Source organism: Halopseudomonas laoshanensis (genome assembly GCF_008365385.1).
Taxonomy (GTDB): domain Bacteria; phylum Pseudomonadota; class Gammaproteobacteria; order Pseudomonadales; family Pseudomonadaceae; genus Halopseudomonas; species Halopseudomonas laoshanensis.
Genome location: NZ_QOVF01000007.1, coordinates 59849 through 81956 on the forward strand (window position 1 = coordinate 59849; position 22108 = coordinate 81956).

Consider the following 22108-nt stretch of genomic DNA (forward strand, 5'->3'; position numbering starts at 1 on the left):
GCAACCGCTGGTGACAGGCAATCCATTCGGTCAGACGATAACGTCTTATTCCTTTCACTCATGTCTCTCTGCTAAACCAGCACCCATTGCAATAAAGCCGTAGGATTTCCCTTATCGGAAACAAATGATCGGCAAAAAAACAATATCAGGTGTCCGCCATGCATGAACCAACCTACCTCAGCGAGCTGAAACTAAAGCAGCAACAAGCGTGGCCTGCGCAGAGCGCGAAGGCGCCCGTATACCCGCTGGGTGAAAAGTCACTGACCGAATATCTGCGACATTGGGCCGAAACAACGCCGGACAAACCGGCCGTGCGCTTTTACGGCCATGACCTCAGCTATGCCGAACTGGATGATCTGAGCGATCGCTTTGCCGCGTTGCTGATCGAACAGGAAGTGCGCCCCGGCGATCGGGTGGCAGTGTTCATGCCCAACTGCCCGCAGCTAAATATCGCCTTTTACGGCATTCTCAAGGCCGCCGCCATCCATGCTCCAGTCAGCCCCATGGCGATGCCGATGGAGCTCAGTTACCAACTCAAGGACAGCGGCGCCAGCGTGATTGTCTGCTTCGATCAGTTGCTGCCGGTGTTTCGCGAGATTCGCGAACAGACCCAGGTGCGGCTGGCCATTGCGACCAGCCTCTCCGAGATCTGTCCCGCAGAGCCGCCGATTCCGGTGCCCGACCTGCTGCGCGCGCCTAAACTCGCGGTCACCGATTACATCGACATGCTGCCCGCGCTCAAGGGTATCCAACCGGCAACGGATTTGCCGCGACCGGCACTGGACGACATTGCCGCGCTGAACTACACCGGCGGCACCACCGGCCTGCCCAAAGGCTGCATCCATACCCATGGCGATATGCTTTACACCTGCGCCAGTTTTGTTCCTGCCGCATTGGGGCTGGACAGCGAGCGAGTCAGCCTGAACTTCATGCCCGAGTTCTGGATTGCCGGCGAAAACGCAGGCCTGCTGTTCCCGGTTTTCTCCGGCACCACGCTGGTCCTGCTGGCCCGTTGGGACGCGCTAACCTTCATGAGCGCGGTGCAGCATTACCGGGTCAATCACACCGGGCTGCTGGTCGATAGCGCCTCGGAAGTGCTCGATCACCCGCAGGTCAGCGAATTCGATTTCAGCTCACTGCAGATTACCAGCTGCGTGTCCTTTATCAAGAAGCTCACCCCCGAGTACCGCCAGCGCTGGCGCAAGCTGACCGGGTGCACGTTGTTTGAAACCAGCTTTGGCATGACCGAGACGCATACCTGCGATACCTTTACCGCAGGCCTGCAAGACGACGACTTCGATCTCAAGTCGGCGCCGACCTTTGTTGGCCTGCCGGTACCCGGTACCGAGTTCAAGGTCTGCGATTTCGCCACGGGCGAGTTGTTGCCGTTGGGCAGTGAGGGTGAGCTATGTGTGCGTTCACCTTCGCTGCTCAAGGGCTACTGGAACAAACCCGAGGCCAGCGCAGAAGCGCTGCGTGATGGTTGGCTGCATACCGGCGACAGCGGCGTGATTACCGAACAGGGTTTTATCCGCTACCTCGGCCGGCGCAAGGAAATGCTCAAGGTCAACGGCATGAGTGTGTTTCCCAGCGAGCTGGAAGCCATGCTTGGTCAGCATCCGGCGATCCTCGCTTCCGCGGTAATCGGCCGCCATGACGACAAACGCGGCGAATGCCCGGTGGCCTTCGTGGTGAAAAAACCCGGCAGCAATCTGGATGCGCAGCAACTGGTGGATTGGTGCAAGCAGACGATGGCCATTTACAAGGTACCGGAAGTGCGACTGGTAGAATCCCTGCCGATGACCGCCACCGGCAAAGTGAAAAAGAACGAACTGCAGGGCTGGCTCTGATGACCTTCAAGAAAATACTGATCGCTAACCGTGGTGAAATTGCCATCCGTCTGGCCCGCGCCGCCGCCGAGCTGGAGATGCTCAGCGTGGCGGCATTTGCCGAAGACGACGCCCAGTCCCTGCATGTGCGCAAGGCCGATCAGGCCGTGGCGCTCACAGGCCGGGGTGCCAGTGCTTACCTGGATGCCGAACAACTGGTCCGGCTGGCGCAAGAACATCAATGCGATGCAATTCATCCCGGCTACGGCTTCCTTAGCGAGAACGCGCGGTTTGCCAGACTCTGCGATGAAGCCGGCATTACTTTTATCGGCCCGGCTGCGAGCGTACTGGAGACTTTCGGCGACAAGGCCAGCGCCCGGCGGTTGGCGCTGGAGCACAATGTGCCACTGGTACAGGGCACCAACCAGAGCACCAGCCTGGAGCAGGCGCAAGCCTTTATGCAGGAGCTCGGCGCAGGTAGCGCCATCATGCTCAAAGCCCTGGCTGGCGGCGGCGGACGGGGGATGCGTGCGGTGCTGGATATCGCTGATCTGGAACAGGCCTTTGCCCGCTGCAGCTCCGAAGCCAAGGCGGCCTTTGCCAGTGGCGAGCTCTATGCCGAAAGGCTGATTCGCAATGCGCGCCATATCGAAGTGCAGATCATCGGCGATGGGCGGCAGGTCAGTCATCTGTGGGAGCGCGACTGTACCCTGCAGCGGCGCAATCAGAAGCTGCTTGAAATCGCCCCGGCGCCTAGTCTAGACCCGGCCCTGCGCCAGCGCATGCTGGAAGCCGCGATCAAACTGACCGGCGCGGTGGCCTACCGCGGACTCTGCACTGTGGAATTTCTGCTGGACGAGGACACTGGCGACTTCGTCTTTATGGAGGCCAACCCGCGCATTCAGGTCGAACATACCGTGACCGAGGCCGTTACCGGCATCGACCTGGCACAGACGCAGATCCGCCTGGCTGCCGGAGCCAGCCTTGAAGAGCTGGGACTTACCCAAGCGCAGATCCCCGCCGCCCAAGGCTACGCCGTGCAACTACGGATCAATCTGGAAAGCATGGGCAGCGATGGCAGCGCCAAGCCGGCGGGGGGCACCCTCAGCGCCTATGAGCCACCGAGCGGCCCTGGAGTGCGGGTGGATGGCTATGGTTACAGTGGCTACACCACCAGCCCTAGCTTTGATTCACTGCTGGCCAAACTGATCGTGCATGCCAACGCCGACTATCAGGCAGTGCTACGCCGCGCTTATCGAGCGCTCTGTGAATTCCGCCTGGAAGGCGTCAGCAGCAATCTGCATTTTCTGCAGAATCTGCTCGCCCACCCGCAGGTGCAGAACAATCAGGTAACCACCGGCTTTATTGAAAACCATGCCGCGGAATTGATCGCCGCTCGCGCTGGCGAGAGCAAGCAGGCCCACCCCCATCTGTATTTTCAACACGCAGGTCATGCCCTGTCAGCGCCAGTAGCGGCAGTGGATGCGCCGGCCGGCACTGAGCCGCTGAACGCCCCGGTGCAGGGCGTACTGATCAGCCTCGACGTGCAACCCGGTGACAGCATTGCCGCTGGTCAGCAAGTCGCGGTGATGGAAGCGATGAAGATGGAATTCGTGGTCAAGGCCGAGCGCAGCGGTATCGTCCGCGTGCTGGCCTGCGCTCCGGGCGACAACCTGTTTGAAGGCAACCCGCTACTGTTTCTGGAGCCGGCTGACGTTGAGGGTGGCGAGGCGCTGAATGAGGAGCAGATCGATATTGCGCATATCCGCGCCGACCTGGCCGAACTGCTGGAGCTGCACGCCAATCTGACCGATGAGCGCCGCCCTGACGCCGTAGCCAAACGCCGTAAAACCGGGCAGCGCACCGCGCGCGAGAACCTCGCCGACCTGCTCGACGAAGGCAGCTTTATGGAATACGGCGGCCTGGCCTTGGCCGCGCAGCGCACCAGGCGCAGCCACGAGGATCTGCTGAAGATGAGCCCTGCGGACGGACTGATTACCGGCATCGGCACGGTGAATGCCGACCTGTTCGGCGCCGTGACCGCACGCTGCATGGCGATGAGTTACGACTACACGGTATTCGCCGGCACCCAGGGCGCGATGAACCACAAGAAGACCGACCGCATGCTCGAGCTGGCGGAGCAATGGCGCCTGCCGCTGGTGTTTTTTACCGAAGGCGGCGGCGGCCGGCCCGGTGACATCGACAAGGTCGGCGTCGCCGGACTCGATTGCACTACCTTTATGCGCATGGCGCGGCTGAGCGGTCAGGTACCCCTGGTGGGCGTGGTCTCCGGCCGCTGCTTTGCCGGTAACGCGGCGCTGTTGGGTTGCTGCGACGTGATCATTGCCACCGAGAACGCCACCGTGGGCATGGCCGGCCCGGCGATGATCGAAGGCGGCGGCCTGGGCAGCTATACGCCCGAGCAGGTGGGTCCGATGAGCATGCATGGGCCTAACGGCGTGATCGACGTGCTGGTCAAGGACGAAGCCGAAGCCACCCGGGTAGCCAAGCAGTATCTGGCGTATTTCCAGGGTGATCTACCAGGTAGCGACCTGCCCGGTGGCGACTGTGCTGATCAGCGCAAGCTGCGCCACCTGATTCCGGAAAACCGCCTGCGCGTCTACGACATCCGCGAAGTCATTGAAACGCTGGCTGACACTGGCTCTGTGCTGGAACTGCGTCGGCAGTTCGCGCCTGGCTTGATCACCGCGCTGATCCGTATCAACGGCAAAGTCTTCGGTTTGATCGCGAATAATCCCATGCATCTGGGCGGCGCCATTGATGCCGTGGCTGGCGACAAGGCCGCGCGCTTTATGCAGCTGTGCCAGGCCCACGGCCTGCCGATGGTCTCACTGTGCGACACGCCCGGCTTTATGGTTGGGCCAGAGTCCGAGCGCCAGGCCACGGTGCGCCATGTATCGCGCATGTTCGTGACCGCGGCGAGCCTGAAAATACCTTTCTTCACCGTGGTGCTGCGCAAGGGCTACGGCCTGGGCGCGCAGGCGATGGCGGCAGGCAGCTTTATGGCGCCGATGTTTACCATCGGCTGGCCGAGCAGCGAGTTTGGTGCCATGGGACTGGAGGGCGCGGTCAGACTGGGCTATGCAAAGGAGCTGGCGGCCATCGAAGATGAAGGCGAGCGCCAGGCGCAATTCGACAAGCTGGTTGCCGAACTCTATCGTCGCGGCAAGGGCGTGAGCATGGCCAGTTTCCTGGAAATCGACGCGGTCATCGACCCGATGGAAACCCGCGACTGGCTATTGCGCGGCCTCAGCTCCGCACCACCGGAATCCTTGTCCAAGGGTACGCGGCCGTTCGTCGATACCTGGTAGCGCATAAGGCTGCTGCGCGTTTTTTGCTGCGGGTTAAAGCGAGTCCAGGGCGATCACCTGATCTGCCCTGGGCAGCAAGGCCGCATCATGACCCAGAAACAGCGCCGTTCTGCCCTCTAGCCAGGGCTCCAGGCGCTGACTGACGCGCTCGCGCGTGGCCGCATCCAGGCCGCTGAAGGGCTCATCCAGAATCACCAGCGGCGCGTCCTTGAGCAATACGCGCGCCAGGGCCAGGCGCCGCCCTTCGCCACCGGACAGCTGTTTACCGGACTCCCCGACCCAGGTGTTGATACCGGCAGGTAATGCGCTGACCATTTCAGCAAGGTCGACCATTTCCAGCATCTGCCAAAGCTGCTGGTCGGTGGCTGCCGGATTGGCCAGCAAGAGGTTGGCGGCAATGCTGTCATGCAGCAATTCGGTTTGTTGGGTCAGATAGCCGACCTGCGCTCGCCATTCGCTCAGCGACAACTGCTTCAACGGGGTGGCCGCCAGCATCAATTGCCCTGCATCAGGATCGATTAGCCGTGCAGCCAGCGCGGCCAGGGTCGACTTACCGCTACCGGAGGGCCCGATTATCGCCAGCCGCTTACCCGCCGCCAGGGTCAAATCCAGCTGCTGCAGTCCCGCGTACTTCACGCAGACATCCCGCCAGTGCAGCGTCAAATTTGCTGGCAAAGCCGCTGGCTGGGCCGGGTCCAGCAGCGCCGTGCTCATCGCCGTCTGCTGATTCAAGCGCCTGGCCGCCGCGCGGGTGCCGCCAAATTGCGCAAAGGCCGCCGGCAGGCCGGCAAACCCTTCGCTCAAGGCCATCAACGCAAGCGGAATCATCACCATGACCGGCCCGGACAACAGTCCGGCAATATAAGCCTGAATAGTGCCAAACAGCCCCACCACCACTGTGCCCATCACCCCGAGCGTAGCCAGCACCTGACCAAAGGCAATGCGGCCCTGCAGCACCAATTGATCGTCCAGCATGCGCTGGCTGGCTGACAGCAATTGCTGTCGATGTGAGCCCAGCGTGCCGGCGGCGCTCAGCTCGGCCAAACCCTGCAACTGCTCGACGGCCAGTACCCGCAGGCCGTCCAACTGCTCTACACGGCGGGCGCTGTAGTGCAAGCCTAAGCGCGCCATCCCCAATGTCAGCGCCAACAGCAGTGCCAGCAGCAGAGCACCAATCAACAGCGCCAGTGATGCATGGAATATCGCAATCAACCCGCAGACCAGCACAACCCCCAGCAATGCCACCAGCGGGGGCGCCAGCAAGCGCAGATACATGGTGTCTAGCGTGTCGATATCGGCGGTCAGACGGTTGAGCCACTGTGATGCCCGCAGCCGGCCAAGGGTCGTGCCGTCCAGCGCTGCCAGCGCCGCGAAGTGCTTGCCGCGCAGATCCGCAAGCAGACTCAGCACGGTATTGTGATTAAACACCCGTTCAAAATACCGCGCGACGGTGCGCGTCAGAGCGAAGAAGCGAATGCCGCCGCCGGGCATATACACATCGAACATTACCCGCTGGCCCGCTGCCCACAACAGCGCTGTTACACCGGTGGCAGTAATAAACCAGCCTGACAGCGCCAGCAGCCCTACTGCGCTGAATAGCGTCAGGGCCAGCAGCAACGCGCCAATCCACAAGCGTGCGCGGCGCTGCATGATCAGATTCAGCCAGGGTTTGAGTTCAGACATGCGTCAGTCTCCCCTTGACCAGGTCGACGCGGCGATCCGCCAACGCCATCAGCGCAGGGTGATGGGTTGCAATAACCAGCGTTTTGCCACTGCCCGCCAGCGCCCGCAACGCCTCTATCACTTCGGCTTCACTGTGCTCGTCGAGGCTGGCGGTGGGCTCGTCGAGCAATACCAGCTCGGCGTCAGACAACCAGACCCGCGCCAGCGCCAGGCGCTGCGCTTGCCCACCGGACAGACCGCGCCCGCCTTCGCCCAGCTGGGTGTCCAGGCCATCGGCTTGAGTTGCCAGCAAGGTGCCGAGACCTACAGCCTCAATCGCGCGCAACATGCCTGGCGCCTCCGCCTGTGGCGCAGTCAGTCGCAGGTTGTCGGCCCAACTGCCTTGAATCAGAAAGGGCCGCTGCCCCAGCCAGGCAATCGGCTGTTGACCCGGTGAGCCTCCGAACAAACTGATCACGCCCTCGTCGGGCTGTACAAAGCCGGCCAGGCAATGCAGCAGGCTCGACTTGCCTGAGCCCGACGGCCCCACTACCGCCACAACCTGGCCACGGGCAATAGCTAGATTGATCCGATCAAGCACACGGCCGCGGCCGGGATAAGCAAGCACCAGATCCTGGATATGAAGGTGGCCGGCATCCGCGGCAGATGCACCTTGCTCAGGCTGGAACAAGCTGGCCGCTTCAAGCTGCAAAGCGCCCAGACTGTCCGCCGCGGCCAGCGCCGCAGCCCGATCATGATAGGCCTGCGCCAGGCTACGCAGCGGCTGAAAGAACTCCGGCGCCAGCAGCAGAATAAATAGACCGGAAAACAGCGTCAGTTCCGCTGCCGGCCCATACTGGATATAGCCGAGCAAACCAAAGCCGATATACATGGCCGCCACCGCTATCGCCACCGAGGCAAAAAACTCCAGCACCGCAGACGAGAGAAAGGCCACGCGCAGGGTGCGCATGGTCACAGAGCGGTAGCGCTCGGCCGCCTCCTGCACCGACAGGGTGGCCGCGCCGACCTGACCGAACAGCTGCAAGCTAGTCAAGCTGCGCACCCGATCAAGAAAATGCCCGGCCAGTCGGCCGGCTTCGAGTACGTGTTGCTGGCTGACTTTCTCCGCACTCATGCCCACCAGCGCCATAAATAGCGGAATCAATGGCGCCGCGAATAGCAGGAACAGTGCCGCAAGCCAGTCGAGCCAGAACACCAACGCGAGTATTAGAAGCGGGGAAAGCAATGCCAGCCATTGCTGCGGAAGGTAGCGCGCGTAGTAACCGTCCAACGCTTCCACCTGCTCGACCCATTGATTGGTCAGAGTCGCGCTGGAGCGATCTGCCAAACGCACCGGCCCCAGGTCGGCCCAGCTGCTGGCGATCTGCACCCGTGCCTGCTGGCGTACCTGGGCGCTGGCACGCTGACCGCAACGTTCCTGGGCGCCCTGCGCCAGCGCGCGCAACAGAATGGCCAACGCCAAACCAGCGCCCGGCCATAAGAGATTGAAATAGGGCACGTGCGCGACCAGCAGGGCATGTACCAACCAGGCAATCAGGCCCATCTGGGCCATGACTGTCAGGGTATGCAGCAGCCCCAGCAATACCGCAGCGCGCAACCAGGGCCGGACTGCAATTCCCTGGAGCCGCAACCAGTTGCGGCTACGGCGGCCGGACTCAGTGATAGCCTTCACCCACGCGGACCTTGCCGCGGAATACCCAGTAGGTCCAGGCCGTATAGGCGAGGATGATGGGGATCACGAACAGCATTCCCAGCAGCAGGAACAGCTGCGATTCCGGCGCCGAGGCCGCATCCCACAGGGTGAAGTCAGGTGGGATCACATAGGGCCAGCGGGTCCAGAGCAGACCGAAGTAGGTCGAGGCAAACATCGCCATGGTGGCGATAAAGGGCAGGACCTCCTTGCGCTTTCTCAGGCCACGCCAAATCTGGAAGGCAAAGAACAGCGCCAGCACCGGGAAGATCCAGATCCAGCGAATCACCGCAAACCAGCGCTCAAAGGCGGCAGGGTCAACTGAAGGCGTCCAGATGCTGATGATCGCAAACACCGCCAGCACCGCACCGAGTAACCAGGGCGCGAGGCCGTAGGCCCATTCCTGAATATAGCCTTCGGTTTTCATGATCAGCCAGGTGCAGCCAAGCAGCGCATAACCGGCCATCAGCCCGATCCCGGTCATCACCGTGAAAGGCGTCAGCCAGTCAAACGCACCGCCAGCGTAGGCAAGGCCTTCAGTCTCATAGCCCTGAATATAGGAGCCGACCACCACGCCCTGGGCAAAGGCGGCGAGAAAGGAACCGCCGGCAAAGGCCCAGTTCCACAGGTAACGCGAGCTCTTCGCCTTGAACCGGAACTCGAACGCCACGCCGCGAAAGATCAGACCGGCAAGCATCAGGAACACACCGATGTACAAGGCTGGCAAGAGAATCGAGTAGACCAGCGGAAACGCGCCCAGCAACCCTGCGCCACCCAATACCAGCCAGGTCTCGTTGCCGTCCCAGACTGGTGCCACCGAGTTCATCATCACGTCGCGGGCGTCCTCATCCGGCGCGAAGGGGAACAGCATGCCCACGCCCAGATCGAAGCCATCCATCAACACATACATGATGACCGCGAAGGCGATAATCATGGCCCAGATCATCGACAGGTCGAAGATTTCCATTTCCATGTTCAGGACCCCTTCTGTTCAAAAGATACGTCGCTGCCGGAAAATGGCCGCGCCGGCCGGTGTACATCATCATCCAGCTCGGTAACACGCTCTGCGACTTCCAGACCGTCCTGCAATACGCGCATCAGGTAATACAGGCCCGCGCTGAAGATCATCGCGTAAACCAGGATGTAGCCGAGCAGGGTAAAGAGCGCCATGCCGCCAGTCAGCGAGGGCGTCACCCCCTGGGCGTGGGTCATCAAACCGTATACCAGCCAGGGAGCACGCCCGGATTCGGTGACGATCCAGCCAGCCAATACCGCAATAAAGGGCGTTACGCTCATAAGCCGCAACCCTTGCAGGAACCAGGGCGTCTGCCAATAGCGCTGCTTATAGCGCAGCACCAGCCCGGTAAAGGCGGTAGCTATCATCAGCAGCCCCAGACCAACCATCACCCGGAATCCCCAGAACACCACAATCACCGGGGGCTGTTCTTCAACCGCGACCTCATTGAGCCCCGGCACCTCTCCGTTGAGATCATGGGTGAGGATCAGGCTAGCGAGTTTGGGGATCGCGATTTCAAAGCGGTTGCTCTGGGCTTCCTGATCGGGCCAGGCAAACAGCAGCAAGGGCACACCGGAGGCAGTTTCCCAGTTGCCTTCCATTGCCGCCACCTTGGTCGGCTGATGCTCCAGCGTGTTGATACCATGGAAGTCACCAATGACCGCCTGGGTGGGCGCCAGAATCAGAATCAACCACAGGCACATGGACAGCGCCTTGCGATTGACCTCGATCTCACGTCCGCGCAGCAGGTACCAGGCGCTAACCCCCGACACCACAAAAGCCCCCGTCAGGAAGGACGCAACCGCCATGTGCGCAAAGCGATAAGGGAAAGAGGGATTGAAGATCGCCTCTGTCCAGGAGGTAACAAAAAACACCCCGTCGCGCAGTTCGACACCGGCGGGTGTATGCATCCAGCTATTGGCCGCCAGAATCCAGAAGGCGGAAATGAAGGTGCCCAGCGCCACCATGCAGGCAGCAAACAGGTGCACACCCTTAGGCACCTTGTTGCGACCAAACAACAGCACACCGAGGAACGCCGCCTCGAGGAAAAAGGCGGTGATCACCTCATAGCTGAGCATCGGCCCGAGGAAGTTGGCGGCTGCGTAGGAATAGTTACTCCAGTTGGTGCCAAACTGGAAAGACATGACGATGCCCGAGACCACGCCCATGGCGAACACCACGGCAAACACCTGTACCCAGAACTTGGACAAGCGTTCCCAGACCGGATTGCCGGTCTTGAACGACAGCGCTTCGAGGAAGGCAATAAAAGATGCCAACCCGATGGTAAAGACCGGAAATATCGCGTGAAACGACACCACAAATGCAAACTGGATGCGTGACAGCAGGAGAGGATCCAATTCCATGCGCACAGCTCCTTAATGGAAAAGTTGATGCCGCTTATGCGGTAAATGACAGCGGGTCAGTTAAAACGGAACGAGGCTGTGACCGCATCTAGGCCAGGAATGTTCCAAAACCGAATATGACCCTGGAACATGCTCTAGGAGATAGTGTGGCCCCACATCGCTGTGAGGGCCAGGTGGTGAATTGCCGCAGCTTTAAGCCTGAGTTAGACCAGCACCCACAGCGTCACTGCCAGCGGCAGCAGGATGGCGGTGGTAATGCCCATCAAACTCATGCCCAGGGCTGCGAACGCGCCGGCTTCTTTGCTTCTTTCCAGCGACAGCGCCGTACCTATGGCATGGGCGCAGATACCCATGGAAAGCCCCCAAGCGGCCTCGGAGCGAACACCGACAATGCGCAGCAGCCAGGGGCCGAATACCGCGGCAATAACCGCGGTGATCATGACGAATACCGCTGCCAGGGCAGCGATACCGCCAGTCTGTTCAGCGACCAGCATGGCGATCGGCGTGGTGACCGACTTCGGCGCCATGGTCATGACCAGCGAATGTTCGATGCCCAGACCCCAGGCAATGACGATGGTCGCCAGCGTGGCGAAAACGCCACCCACCAACAGCGTAATCAGCACCGGCGAAAGAAACTCGCGAATACGCTTCAGGTTTACATACAGCGGCACGGCCAGGGCCACGGTTGCCGGGCCGATCAGCACCATCAAGGGTGTAACGCTTTGATGGTAAGCACTCAGCTCCCCGCCCAGCAGCAGGATGATGCCGATCAACAGGAGAATGGATACCAGCACCGGATGGAACACCGCCATGCCACTGCGCTCGTAAAGCGTCACACCGCTCTGGTAAGCCGCTAGCGTGACGCCAACCCAGAACAAGGGGTGATCCATAATGGCCTGCCAGGCCAACAGCAAACTGCCGCTCATGATTGCGACTCCCGGGCCAGCTTGCGACGCATCAGGCGCTCCATGATCCATCCGCACAGCGGCAGTGCCAGAAACAACGAGACAAACAGGGTGACGGCCATGGCCAGACCGTAACGGGCCATCTCGGCGCCGTAGGCCATTACGCCGACAGCGGGCGGCACAAGAATCAGGGGAAGATATTTCAACAAGCCGCCAGCTGCATGCTCAAGTGGCTCGCCCACCTCGCCGCGCACCACCAAATAGATCAGCAGCAACACCATACCAATGATAGGGCCGGGTAAAAACGGCAGGAACAGAACGTTCAAACCAGTACCGAGCAACTGAAAAACGATGAGCCAAGTCAGTCCGCGTAACAGCATAAGTAAATCCACTTACTAGCAGGTAACCCGCAAGGTTAAACACAGAACTCGCTAGTGCCTAGTCCCAGGTTGCGCCGGAGCATAAAAAAGCCGGGCACAGGCCCGGCTTTCTGTAGCGCTTGCTTGCTTTAACGGATCAGTAGCCGCGCAAGCTGGCGAAGCGATCGGCATGATAACGGTAGTCACCGAACAGCAACTGCGCCGCCCGCGCCCGCTTCATGAACAGGCCGACATCGAACTCGTCGGTCATGCCCATGCCGCCGTGCATCTGCACCGCCTCGTTAGTCGCCAACTCCGCCACTTCACAGCTCTTGGCCTTGGCCAGGCTGACCAGTTGCGATGCCTCTTGGGCGCCCTCATCCAACGCCGCCAGGGCCTTGAGCACCACCGACTTGACCAATTCCAGCTCGCTGAACAGATGTGCGCAGCGATGTTGCAGCCCCTGGAATGAGCCCAATACCACGCCAAACTGCTTGCGCTCCTGCAGGTATTTCACCGTCACTTCGAAAGCCTGCGATGCGATGCCCAACAGCTCTGCAGCCAGCTGTGCGTTCGCTACATCCAACACCTTGTCGAGAATCTCAAAACCCTGACCCTGCTCGCCGAGCAGCGCACCTGCATCGACCTGCACATTATCGAATCGCACAATCGCGGCGTTGCAGCTATCGACCATAATGGTGCGTTCAACCTTCACCCCAGCCGCCTGACGATCCACCAGAAACAGGCTGATACCCGAGCGGTCGTTCTCGGCACCGGCGGTGCGCGCCGAAACGATCAGCTTGTCCGCGGCGTGCCCATCGATGACGAAGGATTTTTGCCCGTTGAGCACGAAACCCTCGCCCTGCTGAGTCGCCTTGGTAGCGACTTGTGCAGGGTTATGCCGCGGCGCTTCGTCCGCGGCCAGGGCGGTCAGCAACTTGCCTTCGGCGATTGCGGGCAGTAGCGTCTGCTTTTGCTCAGTGGAGCCGGCCAACTGCAGTGCACACACACCGATTACCGCCGTAGAGAGCAGCGGGGCGACACTGAGGTTACGCCCGGCCTGTTCAAATACCTGGCCCATGCCGACGTTGCCGAAGGCCGAGCCGCCAAATTCTTCCAGCATCAGGGTGCCGACAAAACCCATCTCGACCATGCTCTGCCAAAGTTCGCGGGAGAATCCGGTCTCATCGCGGCTGTCGCGCAGTTGGCGCAACTGACTGATCGGTGCACTCTCGCTCAAGAAGCCCTTGGCGGCGTCCTTGAGCATTTGCTGTTCTTCATTAAGTACCAAAGCTGCCATCGTCTTTACCTCGATTCGGTCACTGGAGCCCAAGAATGTTGCGGGCGATCACGTTGAGCTGGATTTCCGAGGTACCACCCTCGATGGAGTTGCCCTTGGAGCGCAGCCACGCACGCGGCAGCGCACCCTCTTTCCAGGCTTCGCCTTCCCAGACAAGCGCATCGCTGCCACGCAGCGCAACCAGCAATTCCTGCCGACGCTTGTTCACTTCAGTGCCGTAATACTTGAGCATCGCCGATGCCGCGCCCACGCCCTGCCCGGCCTTGGCTTCATCCAGCACCCGCTCTGAGGTCAGCTCAAACGCCCGCGCATCCAGCTCCCAGCGGGTCACTTCACTGCGCAGGTAGCCATCGGCCAGCTTGCCGTTGTCCAGGCCTATCGCTTCAACCGCCACCTGCGGCAATGTTTTCTGGCCAGCGGCGGTCTTGCCCATACCGCCAATCATCTCGCGCTCGTGGGTCAGCAGGTATTTGGCGATAGTCCAACCGGCATTGATTTCACCCACCACCTGGTTCTTCTCGACCCGCACGTTATCCAGGAAGGATTCACAGAACGGCGAGTTACCGGAGATCAGCTTGATTGGGCGGGTAGACACACCCGGCGTGGCCATATCAAACAGCACCAGGGTAATGCCCAACTGCTTCTTGGCTTCGGGATTGGTCCGCACCAGGCAGAACATCCAATCAGCCTTGTCGGCGTAGGAGGTCCAGATCTTTTGGCCGTTGACGATAAAATGGTCGCCCTCATCCACCGCCTTGGTTTGCAGCCCGGCCAGATCGGAGCCGGCACCCGGCTCACTGTAGCCTTGGCACCAACGGATCTCACCGCGCACGATGGGCGGCAAATGCTGACGCTTGAGCTCTTCGGAACCGAACTTGAGAATAGCCGGGCCGATCATCCATACCCCGAAGCTCGACAGCGCCGGGCGCGCCTTGATCCGCGCCAACTCTTCGCGCAACACCTTGCACTCGGCGTTGCTCAGCCCACCGCCACCGTATTCCTGCGGCCAGTCCGGCGCCGTCCAGCCTTTCTCGGCCATGCGCTCCAGCCACAAGCGCTGGTCTTCGCTCTTGAACTTGAAGTTGCGGCCACCCCAGCACTGCTCATCCTCAGCAGTAAAAGGCGTGCGCATGCTCTGCGGGCAATTCTCTTCCAGCCAGGCCCGGGTTTCCTCGCGGAACGCGTGCAGATCGGTCACGGGAAAGTCTCCTTAATTGATCGGCTAATGGGACAAAAACGCAGAATACCCTAGTGGCTGACGCCCGGCGTTTTACTTGACCGGCGGAATGGTGACCCATCAGTCAGGGAAATAGCCTTAACCGGCACCGCGTTGTTGCCGGTAACTCCGCGCGGGGGCATATCTCTCCAGCGCTCCATCCAGACGCTGCCGAGGCGTGTCACTTGCTCATTCAGGAGCTGGGTGACTCTCGCGACGCTATTCCAGTTTCCAGCAGGTCTGCCAAGGGCAGGCTGATAGCTAATCGACTGAGGTTCCAGTAATGCCCTTCCAGTGTACGGTTAACCAGGAGCGTGGCCGGAGCTGGCTGCAGGCTGTCCTGCGCGGTAAAGGCAGAAGCGATCAGGGGTCCCGCCTGCTCGTGCAGCGATTCCCGAGCAAAGTCCCAGTATTTGCCCGGCTGTAGCAAAGGGCCGATTATCGATTGCAACTGACGATACAGCTCCCAGGGTATGGCTGACCGGGGTTGGCGTGTACCCAATGCCTGAAAGCCTCGCTCAAGTGCCTCAGCGCTGCCTGACTGCAACGCCAGGAAGGTTTGCACGTACGCGCTCAATAGCGAGGGAGCCATATATTGGGTACAGCCGAAATCATAGACAATTAACTGCCCCTCTGGGGTAAAAGCAAAATTGCCTGGGTGCGGATCAGCATGTACCTCGCCGAGCTCAAAAGCCTGACTGATTAACCAACGTACCAGAGTCATCGCTAAGCGTTCGCGCATCGCCGGAGCAGCCTCCCCCACCTCCGCGAAGCAATCGCCCGGCTCCTCGGTCAGCGCCAGCACACCGTCGCGACACAGATCCTCCCTTGGCTCCGGTAAGCGCAGATCTTCCCAGGCAGCGAAGTGACTACGTTGACGCTGCAGGCTTTGCAGCTCCGCGGCATAATCCAACTCCCGGTCGATGGTGTCCGACAGCTCCTGATAGATGTTTTCCAACTGCTCAGCTGAAACACCAAATAGCCGCCCCAAGGGCAGCAGTCGGCGCACTTGTCGTAGATCAGCCGCGCAAATCGCCTTGATACCGGGGTACTGGATCTTGAGTACCAGCGCTTTGCCGTCCAAAGCCACTGCGCGATGCACCTGCCCCAATGAAGCAGCAGCAAAAGGTTTCTCTTCAATATGCTGAAAGAATTGACCGAGATCAGCACCGTAGACCTCGCGCAGGTGGCTCTGCAGATGCACGAAAGGAAGCGCCGGCACTCGATTCTGCAAACTGCCCAGAGCCTGGGCAACAGGTTCAGGTAATACACCCTGCCACTGCGACGCCATTTGCCCAAGTTTCAGTACAGGCCCCTTCATATCACCCAATACCTGCGCCAGCAAATGGCCTACGGGTTGCCAATCCATACCCGAGCTCCCTCGAAACAAACGTTGCCCAAGCAAGCTGCCACCGATCCGCGCGGCGGCGGTGCCGAGCGTGAGAAAGCGGCGCAATGAAGACGCCGAGGGGGTAGGAGAGGACGATTTGGCCATGGAAAAGATTCTGATAGGGATCTTTGATACTGCGTGGCACTAAGCGCGTCAGCAAGCACGGCTTCGTAAGCAAACATAACCGGCTGCCATCGTCGAACGAGGCGATCATCTTGCCATACATGAATTTACTGATGGCAGATTCAGCCGGAGCCAGTAACCAAGAAAATACAAGACAAATAGCAAAGCGCCACTATTTTAATTGTACACCTAATATTTTTTGTATAAGGTATGCATAGATTTTTGGCGCCAGCTTATTTACTTCGTAATCCGGCTAGCTCGACAAACAATGAACAGGATCGGATTTACCATGTTTAAGCAACTCACGATTGGCCAGCGACTGGGAATGGGCTTCGGATTGATTCTGTCACTGATGATCCTGATCACGCTGATTGGCATTAACCGCGTCGGCGTGATCGACGATACCCTCACCTCCGTCAGCGACAACGCCACCGTTAAACAGCGCTACGCGATCAACTTCCGCGGCAGCGTCCACGACCGCGCGATCGCCATTCGCGATCTGGTTCTGGCGCCCAACAATCAGGCAGCCTCCCGCCAGTTGCAGCAGATCGACCAATTGAAGGCTTTCTATCAGGATTCAGCTGCAGCCATGGATGCACTGTTTGCGTCGAGCGACCCGAGCGCCGATGAGCGGCGCTTGCTTGCCGCAATCAAAGATATCGAGCGAGAGGCGCTGGCGCTTACCAACCAACTGATCGAACTACGGCAGAACAATCAATCCGACGCAGCGCGAACTCTACTGATTGCAGAGGTGTCGCCCGCTTACACCGACTGGTTGGCGCGGGTTAATGCCTTTATTGATTTTCAAGAACAGGTGATCGGCGAGGAAATCGGTACCGTTCGTGCCGTTGCCGGCGGCTTCCAGCTACTGATTCTGGCCGTCACCGGCATCGCCGTGCTGCTGGGTGTGTTGGTGTCGGTACTGATCATTCGGCAGATTCGCTCCACACTGGGCGCAGAACCTCATGAGGTGGCCGAAGTGATTCGCCGCCTAGCCAATGGTGAGCTGAATCAACGCATCGAGACCCGCTACCCGAACAGCGTTATGGGCGCGACGGCGGCCATGATCAAACACCTATCCGACACCATTGCCCAGGTACGCAACGCAGCCGTGGAGCTCAGCGTGTCCTCCGCGCAACTCTTGGCCACCTCGGAAAACAACAACCAGCAGATTCACCTGCAATCCCGTGAAGCTGAACAGATGGCAGCGGCGGTCAACCAGATGGCGGCAACCGTGAATGAAGTGGCCGGTTATGCAGCTAGCGCCGCCTCGGCCACCCGCAACGCCGACAGCGAAGTGGAAACCGGCAGCCGCATCGTCACCGCCACCGCCGGTGCCATCCAGAATCTGGCCAGCACCCTGGAAACGGCTGCAGACACCGTGCAACAGGTCTCCCGTGACAGCGCCAGCATCGAGAAAATCACCGCGGTAATCAACGCCATCGCCGAACAGACAAACCTGCTGGCACTGAATGCTGCGATTGAAGCAGCGCGGGCTGGCGAACACGGCCGCGGCTTTGCCGTGGTCGCCGATGAGGTGCGTTCATTGGCCACCCGTACGCAGGATTCAACCCGCGAGATTCGCGACATGATCGGCACCCTGCAACAGGGCGCAGGCAACGCTGCCGACGTAATGGAAACCAGCCGCGAGCTGGCGCAAAAAACCGTCGAGCAGATTCTGCTGGCCGAAGGCGCACTGCAGCAGATCAGTCATGAAGTGGGCGCGATCAACGATATGAACGCGCAAATTGCCAGCGCATCAGAAGAGCAAAGCGCGGTAGCCGAGGAAGTGAATCAGAATATCAACCGCATCCATGACGCCACAGTGGAAACCTCCGCCGGCTCCAACCAGGTAGCGTCTTCCAGCAAGGTGCTGGCGAAGCTGGCGGATCAGCTCAAGGAGCGTGTCAGCTTCTTCTCGCTCTAGGCTCAGATCCCGCGAAACCGCGCAAACTCTTCCAGAGGCGCGCGGCGACTGCGCAACTGATTAGCTGGGGCGCCGGTATCGGCATAACCAATCGACATGCCTGTGAACAGCATCAGCTCTTCGGGCGGCTCAAGATAGTCAGCGAGAGTGCGGTGATACAGCGACCAGCACTCCTGCGCGCAGGAATCCAGGCCCTCTTCACGCAGCAACAGCATCAGGCTTTGCAGAAACATGCCCAGATCCGACCACTGCGGCGGCCCCATGCGGCGGTCAACGTAACAAAACAGTGCCAGCGGTGCGTCGAAGAACTGGTAGTTCTGCGCAAACCAGGCCATGCGCCCGTCCTTGTCTTCGCGCGGAATACCAAGCTCTGCGTAAAGATCTTCCCCAAGCTGAAAACGATAATCACGGTAAGGCGACACCAGCTCCTCTGGGTACACGGCATACTCCGGCTCTTCACCCCGAGGCGCCTCTTGTACACGCTTGCGCATGATCGCCTTGAGGCGTGTGAGCTCATCACCGCCCACCACAAAGATCTGCCATGGCTGCAAGTTACCGCCCGACGGCGCGCGGGCTGCAGTGCTCAGCAGCCGGCGAATAACGTCGCCACTAACCGGCTGCTGGGTGAAGGCGCGCACCGAACGCCGCGATAACATGGCTTCGGTAACGGTGCTGGCTTTGTTGCTCATGCTGGACTCCTCAATACTGCCTTAGGCGGTCAAATTTCGAGCATGCCGATATGCCGCGACGAGCGCAACTATCTGAAATGAAGCTGCATTTGGCATATCTATCGAGCCGCCCTTCTCGTTGCGCGGCGCGGGCGAAATGCCGATGATGCGTGAACGGTGATTCACCGATTGCGAACCTGAATGAGATGCCCTGCACCCATGCCCGACTCCAAAGCCACGGCCCATGCGGCCTTTGAATGCGCCATCACCCCACGCTATACCGATCTGGATACCTGGCGGCACGTCAACAATTCACGGATTTACCAGTTGCATCAGGAGGCACGCATCCTCGCGCATATCGACCGCTTCGGCGCTGAGGCCTGGTTTTCCGACGATGTCAGAATCCGCCCGCTGCGCAGCATTACCCAGTACCGTGAGGTGACCTGGTACGGCAGCGATGTGCATGCGCGAGTGCAGGTGCTCAGCTGTGAACGGGATACCTACCGGGTGCGCAGCGAGTTGTCGCAGAACGGTCAGCATGTCGGCTCGCAGGAGTGCGTCATGGGCGCCTTCGTCAAAGGCCAGCGGGTCGATCTGCCGGAGCATGTTCGCGAGCAGCTACAGGCGGCTGCGACTGGCACGGCCGAAAAGCTGGCGCCGGATGACTATATCGAGGTGGCCAAGACCGTAACAGAGTGGCCCATACGCCAGCAGCTCAGTGCCCGTTATGCCGACCTGGATGCCGACAGTCAGCGCAGCGAGGCGGCACTGGCCCGCTACATGGAGCAGGCGCGTTTCGGCGCAATACGTGGAATAGATCTGGGGGGACTGGGCATTCTGATTGCCGCAGCCGACATCAGTTTTCTGCACTATCGCCCCGGCTGGAAACCGGTGGAGCTGGGCTCGGGTATCACCCGCATGGGCAATACCTCGTTTGTGTTCACCGGTTGCGCGATCAGCGAGCACGGCCTGCAGGCGGTAGCCAACAGCGTGATGGTGGTGATCGATCAAGCCAGCGGTCGCCCAGCGCCACTGACTGACGCCATCCGCGAACAACTAACCAAACTGAAGCTGTAAAAAAACCCCTGCATGCTTCTGCATGCAGGGGTTGTTCAGCTACTGAATTACATGGCCGGGAGTACGGCGATATCAATGATATCGTCCGGCAGATCAGCCACTTCGCCCAAGGTGGTCGGCGCGCCGGTTTCCAGGTTCACTGTGTGCAAAGTGGTGCCAGTCAGTACATAGGCGACGTTACCGCCCTTGCCGTCGCTGGCGATATCCATCGCTGCGCCGTCCAGGCCCTTGGCCAACTCACCTACAGTCTTCTGCACGCCATCATTCGGCGGATCCTGCAGCATCAGGTTGCCAGTCGCCAGATCAACGTTGTACAGCGAGGTCTTCTCGGTTCCGGCGTAAGAGTTGGTGTAAGCGCCAGCAACGATCTCGGCTGTGTCACCGGCGTAATCACCGTCTTTGGCATAGGCAACTTCGCCATCGGTGATCACTTCACCTGTGTCGACATTGACGCGGAAGTTGGTGCCATCGTCAGCCAGCAGACGCAGGCGGTCGGCCACCGGGTTGAAGTCCACTACCGCCTGGCCGCTGCCGGGCAGTTCCATATTCAGTTTTGCGCCAGCGGTAGCTGCACCGGAGGTCAGATCAACGGTGTATAGCTGATCACCACCGCCCAGGGCATACAGGTTGCCATTGGCCGGACGCACATCGATGCCGCGCAGATCATCAGCGCCTTCGACGTCCATGCTGGCGGTTACGGTCAGTGCGTCACTGTCGATTTTATACAGCTTGCCATCTTCACCCAGCGCCAGAAGGCTGGCCGCGCTGACGGTACCGGCAGCAAGAGTCAAAGAAGTAGCCAGGATCAGTTTATTGAAAGTATTCATCAGTGATTCCTCGTAAGCAGTTAGCGATGGGCTTGGCCCATCCAGACAGGTGCTGTTTGCAAGTCACCTGTCTATCAATACCCACGAGGATCACCTTTGGATGTCCCGGAATGAAAATATTTTTTAGTTGCTCGCTGTCAGCACTGCCCGGCCGATGTACAACACCTCGCCAGTCGGCCTGTCGAGCGGAGAACCGCCTGCCGGCTCCAGGGTCAGCTCGAACAACTGCCCGGCCTGTACCGCACCAATCTGCTCGGCATTCAGCGTGACCTGTTCACCCGGCTCGATCAGACCCAGAGAGCGCGGACCCTCCGCAGGGTCGATCAGTGTCCAGAACTGCACCGAGCGATCCTCCGGAATCTGATCCTCAACCAGAGACACCAGACTCAGCGTACCCTCGGCATCGATATTCACCACCCAGCCCGGGCTGGCAGCCTCACCCGGCTGCTGCAGCACGGCGGTATAGGTTGCGCCAGCGGGAGCCTGGTCGCGTAGCACGCCCGGCAGCCAACTGAGCAACACCAGCAGCGCCAGTGCGCCGGTCGTCAGACGCCAGAGGCCGAGGCTGTTCCACCAGCGTGCCGCGGGCGAATCAGCCGAACGGCTACTCTCGGCCGGCAGCCAACCCAGGCTCTGCTGTATGCGCTCCCAGGTATTGGGCGCGGGTGTTTGCGCCGGCAATTCGTCGGCCAGCTCAAGCAAATGCCGCTCCCACTCCAGCGCCATGCGCGCGGCATCCTTGTCGGCCTCGATCAGCTCACGGACTTCAGTCGCTTCCGGTTCGCCGAGCAGCCCCAGAACATATTCGCCGATCAACGCACGGCGATCTGCGGGTGATGTTGGAATCATGCTTGCAAACACTCCTGCAATGCGCGTAATCCAGCGCGAATACGGCCCTTGATGGTGCCCAACGGGATGGTCAGGCGCTCGGCGATCTGGTCATGGGTCAAGCCGCGGTAAAACGCCAGCAGGATTGGGTGCCGGCGCGGCCGTTCCAGTTGCTGCAGGCAGCGACGCAGCTGCTTGCCCTGCCATTGCTGCGCGGTATGCTCTTCGGCTTGCGGACTGTCGTCCGCCATCTGCTCGATAAAACCATCGTCAGCACTCACCAGCCGACCGCGGCTGCGCAATTGATTCAGCGCTCGGTAGCGCAGAATGCTGTAGATCCAGGCACGTCCCTGACCCAGCGTCCGATCAAAGCGGTCCGCGTTACTCCAGATTTTGACGAAGGCGTCATGCAGGCAGTCCTCGGCATGATCGCGGCGACCCAGGAGGGTGATCGCCAAGCCTAGCATCTGCCCGGCCTCCTGTTGGTAAAGCCGCTCAAAGGCTGCCTTGTCCCTGCGTGCACAGGCTTCCAGCACGCTGTCGTAATCAAATCCGTTATCCGCCATGCTGTGTTC

The 22108-nt window shown here is 60.2% G+C and carries 17 protein-coding genes; 4 read left to right on the top strand and 13 right to left on the bottom strand.

What is annotated here, in order from left to right; translation table 11 throughout:
* The first annotated feature begins 158 nt into the window (after positions 1 to 158).
* Positions 159 to 1850 (top strand): AMP-binding protein, encoded by a 1692-nt coding sequence (locus tag DT594_RS16450; protein WP_149333935.1) that lies wholly within the window; start codon positions 159 to 161, stop codon positions 1848 to 1850.
* Positions 1850 to 5161, top strand: a complete 3312-nt coding sequence (locus DT594_RS16455) for a carboxyl transferase domain-containing protein (protein WP_149333936.1) — start codon at positions 1850 to 1852, stop codon at positions 5159 to 5161. Before DT594_RS16450 ends, DT594_RS16455 begins: the two co-directional genes overlap by 1 nt.
* Before the next feature lie 33 nt (positions 5162 to 5194).
* Here the strand turns inward: DT594_RS16455 and cydC are convergent, their stop codons facing one another.
* The 9 genes from cydC to DT594_RS16500 all read right to left on the bottom strand — a co-directional run bounded on the left by cydC (position 5195) and on the right by DT594_RS16500 (position 16062).
* On the bottom strand, positions 5195 to 6844 hold the full coding sequence (gene cydC, locus DT594_RS16460; protein ID WP_149333938.1) for a thiol reductant ABC exporter subunit CydC: 1650 nt from the start codon (positions 6842 to 6844) through the stop codon (positions 5195 to 5197).
* A complete protein-coding gene (gene cydD / locus DT594_RS16465; RefSeq protein ID WP_218574547.1) occupies positions 6837 to 8516 on the bottom strand; it encodes a thiol reductant ABC exporter subunit CydD in 1680 nt (559 codons plus the stop codon). Before cydD ends, cydC begins: the two co-directional genes overlap by 8 nt.
* Entirely contained in the window at positions 8500 to 9501 is a 1002-nt protein-coding gene (gene cydB / locus DT594_RS16470) for a cytochrome d ubiquinol oxidase subunit II (protein ID WP_149334091.1), read from the bottom strand. Before cydB ends, cydD begins: the two co-directional genes overlap by 17 nt.
* 8 nt (positions 9502 to 9509) lie before the next feature.
* Positions 9510 to 10913 (bottom strand): cytochrome ubiquinol oxidase subunit I, encoded by a 1404-nt coding sequence (locus DT594_RS16475; protein WP_149333940.1) that lies wholly within the window; start codon positions 10911 to 10913, stop codon positions 9510 to 9512.
* 203 nt (positions 10914 to 11116) lie between these two features.
* Complete coding sequence (locus tag DT594_RS16480) at positions 11117 to 11839, bottom strand: LrgB family protein (RefSeq protein WP_149333942.1); 723 nt, start codon at positions 11837 to 11839, stop codon at positions 11117 to 11119.
* On the bottom strand, positions 11836 to 12198 hold the full coding sequence (locus DT594_RS16485; RefSeq protein WP_149333944.1) for a CidA/LrgA family protein: 363 nt from the start codon (positions 12196 to 12198) through the stop codon (positions 11836 to 11838). Before DT594_RS16485 ends, DT594_RS16480 begins: the two co-directional genes overlap by 4 nt.
* A 136-nt stretch (positions 12199 to 12334) precedes the next feature.
* Positions 12335 to 13477, bottom strand: coding sequence for an acyl-CoA dehydrogenase family protein (locus DT594_RS16490; RefSeq protein WP_149333946.1), 1143 nt, complete (start codon positions 13475 to 13477; stop codon positions 12335 to 12337).
* Between the two features lie 19 nt (positions 13478 to 13496).
* Complete coding sequence (locus DT594_RS16495) at positions 13497 to 14675, bottom strand: acyl-CoA dehydrogenase family protein (protein WP_149333948.1); 1179 nt, start codon at positions 14673 to 14675, stop codon at positions 13497 to 13499.
* Between the two features lie 211 nt (positions 14676 to 14886).
* On the bottom strand, positions 14887 to 16062 hold the full coding sequence (locus DT594_RS16500) for an ABC1 kinase family protein (RefSeq protein WP_246164672.1): 1176 nt from the start codon (positions 16060 to 16062) through the stop codon (positions 14887 to 14889).
* A 433-nt stretch (positions 16063 to 16495) separates the two neighbouring features.
* On the opposite strand from DT594_RS16500, the gene DT594_RS16505 reads away from it, so the two are divergent.
* On the top strand, positions 16496 to 18133 hold the full coding sequence (locus tag DT594_RS16505) for a methyl-accepting chemotaxis protein (protein ID WP_149333952.1): 1638 nt from the start codon (positions 16496 to 16498) through the stop codon (positions 18131 to 18133).
* A 2-nt stretch (positions 18134 to 18135) separates the two neighbouring features.
* Here DT594_RS16505 and DT594_RS16510 read toward each other — a convergent pair whose 3' ends face one another.
* A complete protein-coding gene (locus DT594_RS16510) occupies positions 18136 to 18822 on the bottom strand; it encodes a nitroreductase (protein WP_149333954.1) in 687 nt (228 codons plus the stop codon).
* A 198-nt stretch (positions 18823 to 19020) separates the two neighbouring features.
* Here DT594_RS16510 and DT594_RS16515 point away from each other — a divergent pair, with 198 nt between their 5' ends.
* Positions 19021 to 19878 carry an acyl-CoA thioesterase gene (locus tag DT594_RS16515; protein WP_149333956.1) on the top strand — a complete coding sequence of 286 codons (858 nt, stop codon included), beginning with the start codon at positions 19021 to 19023 and terminating at the stop codon, positions 19876 to 19878.
* Between the two features lie 47 nt (positions 19879 to 19925).
* On the opposite strand, the gene DT594_RS16520 is transcribed toward DT594_RS16515, so the two are convergent.
* From DT594_RS16520 to DT594_RS16530, 3 genes are all read right to left on the bottom strand, one after another.
* On the bottom strand, positions 19926 to 20705 hold the full coding sequence (locus DT594_RS16520) for a DUF4394 domain-containing protein (RefSeq protein WP_149333958.1): 780 nt from the start codon (positions 20703 to 20705) through the stop codon (positions 19926 to 19928).
* Positions 20706 to 20828: 123 nt separating this feature from the next.
* Complete coding sequence (locus DT594_RS16525) at positions 20829 to 21554, bottom strand: anti-sigma factor (protein ID WP_149333960.1); 726 nt, start codon at positions 21552 to 21554, stop codon at positions 20829 to 20831.
* Positions 21551 to 22099: a sigma-70 family RNA polymerase sigma factor gene (locus DT594_RS16530; protein WP_149333962.1), complete on the bottom strand. Its 549-nt coding sequence runs from the start codon at positions 22097 to 22099 to the stop codon at positions 21551 to 21553. The genes DT594_RS16525 and DT594_RS16530 overlap by 4 nt, the downstream gene beginning before the upstream one ends.
* Between the last annotated feature and the right edge of the window lie 9 nt (positions 22100 to 22108).

Bases quoted from the DNA above. Each gene is read 5' to 3' on its own strand.
- DT594_RS16475 (WP_149333940.1), bottom strand. From the start codon at position 10,913: ATGGAATTGGATCCTCTCCTGCTGTCACGCATCCAGTTTGCATTTGTG.
- DT594_RS16520 (WP_149333958.1), bottom strand. From the start codon at position 20,705: ATGAATACTTTCAATAAACTGATCCTGGCTACTTCTTTGACTCTTGCT.
- DT594_RS16530 (WP_149333962.1), bottom strand. From the start codon at position 22,099: ATGGCGGATAACGGATTTGATTACGACAGCGTGCTGGAAGCCTGTGCA.
- DT594_RS16490 (WP_149333946.1), bottom strand. From the start codon at position 13,477: ATGGCAGCTTTGGTACTTAATGAAGAACAGCAAATGCTCAAGGACGCC.
- DT594_RS16450 (WP_149333935.1), top strand. From the start codon at position 159: ATGCATGAACCAACCTACCTCAGCGAGCTGAAACTAAAGCAGCAACAA.
- DT594_RS16525 (WP_149333960.1), bottom strand. From the start codon at position 21,554: ATGATTCCAACATCACCCGCAGATCGCCGTGCGTTGATCGGCGAATAT.
- DT594_RS16505 (WP_149333952.1), top strand. From the start codon at position 16,496: ATGTTTAAGCAACTCACGATTGGCCAGCGACTGGGAATGGGCTTCGGA.
- DT594_RS16485 (WP_149333944.1), bottom strand. From the start codon at position 12,198: ATGCTGTTACGCGGACTGACTTGGCTCATCGTTTTTCAGTTGCTCGGT.
- DT594_RS16515 (WP_149333956.1), top strand. From the start codon at position 19,021: ATGCCCGACTCCAAAGCCACGGCCCATGCGGCCTTTGAATGCGCCATC.
- DT594_RS16455 (WP_149333936.1), top strand. From the start codon at position 1,850: ATGACCTTCAAGAAAATACTGATCGCTAACCGTGGTGAAATTGCCATC.
- DT594_RS16500 (WP_246164672.1), bottom strand. From the start codon at position 16,062: ATGGATTGGCAACCCGTAGGCCATTTGCTGGCGCAGGTATTGGGTGAT.
- cydB (WP_149334091.1), bottom strand. From the start codon at position 9,501: ATGGAAATCTTCGACCTGTCGATGATCTGGGCCATGATTATCGCCTTC.
- DT594_RS16510 (WP_149333954.1), bottom strand. From the start codon at position 18,822: ATGAGCAACAAAGCCAGCACCGTTACCGAAGCCATGTTATCGCGGCGT.
- cydC (WP_149333938.1), bottom strand. From the start codon at position 6,844: ATGTCTGAACTCAAACCCTGGCTGAATCTGATCATGCAGCGCCGCGCA.
- DT594_RS16480 (WP_149333942.1), bottom strand. From the start codon at position 11,839: ATGAGCGGCAGTTTGCTGTTGGCCTGGCAGGCCATTATGGATCACCCC.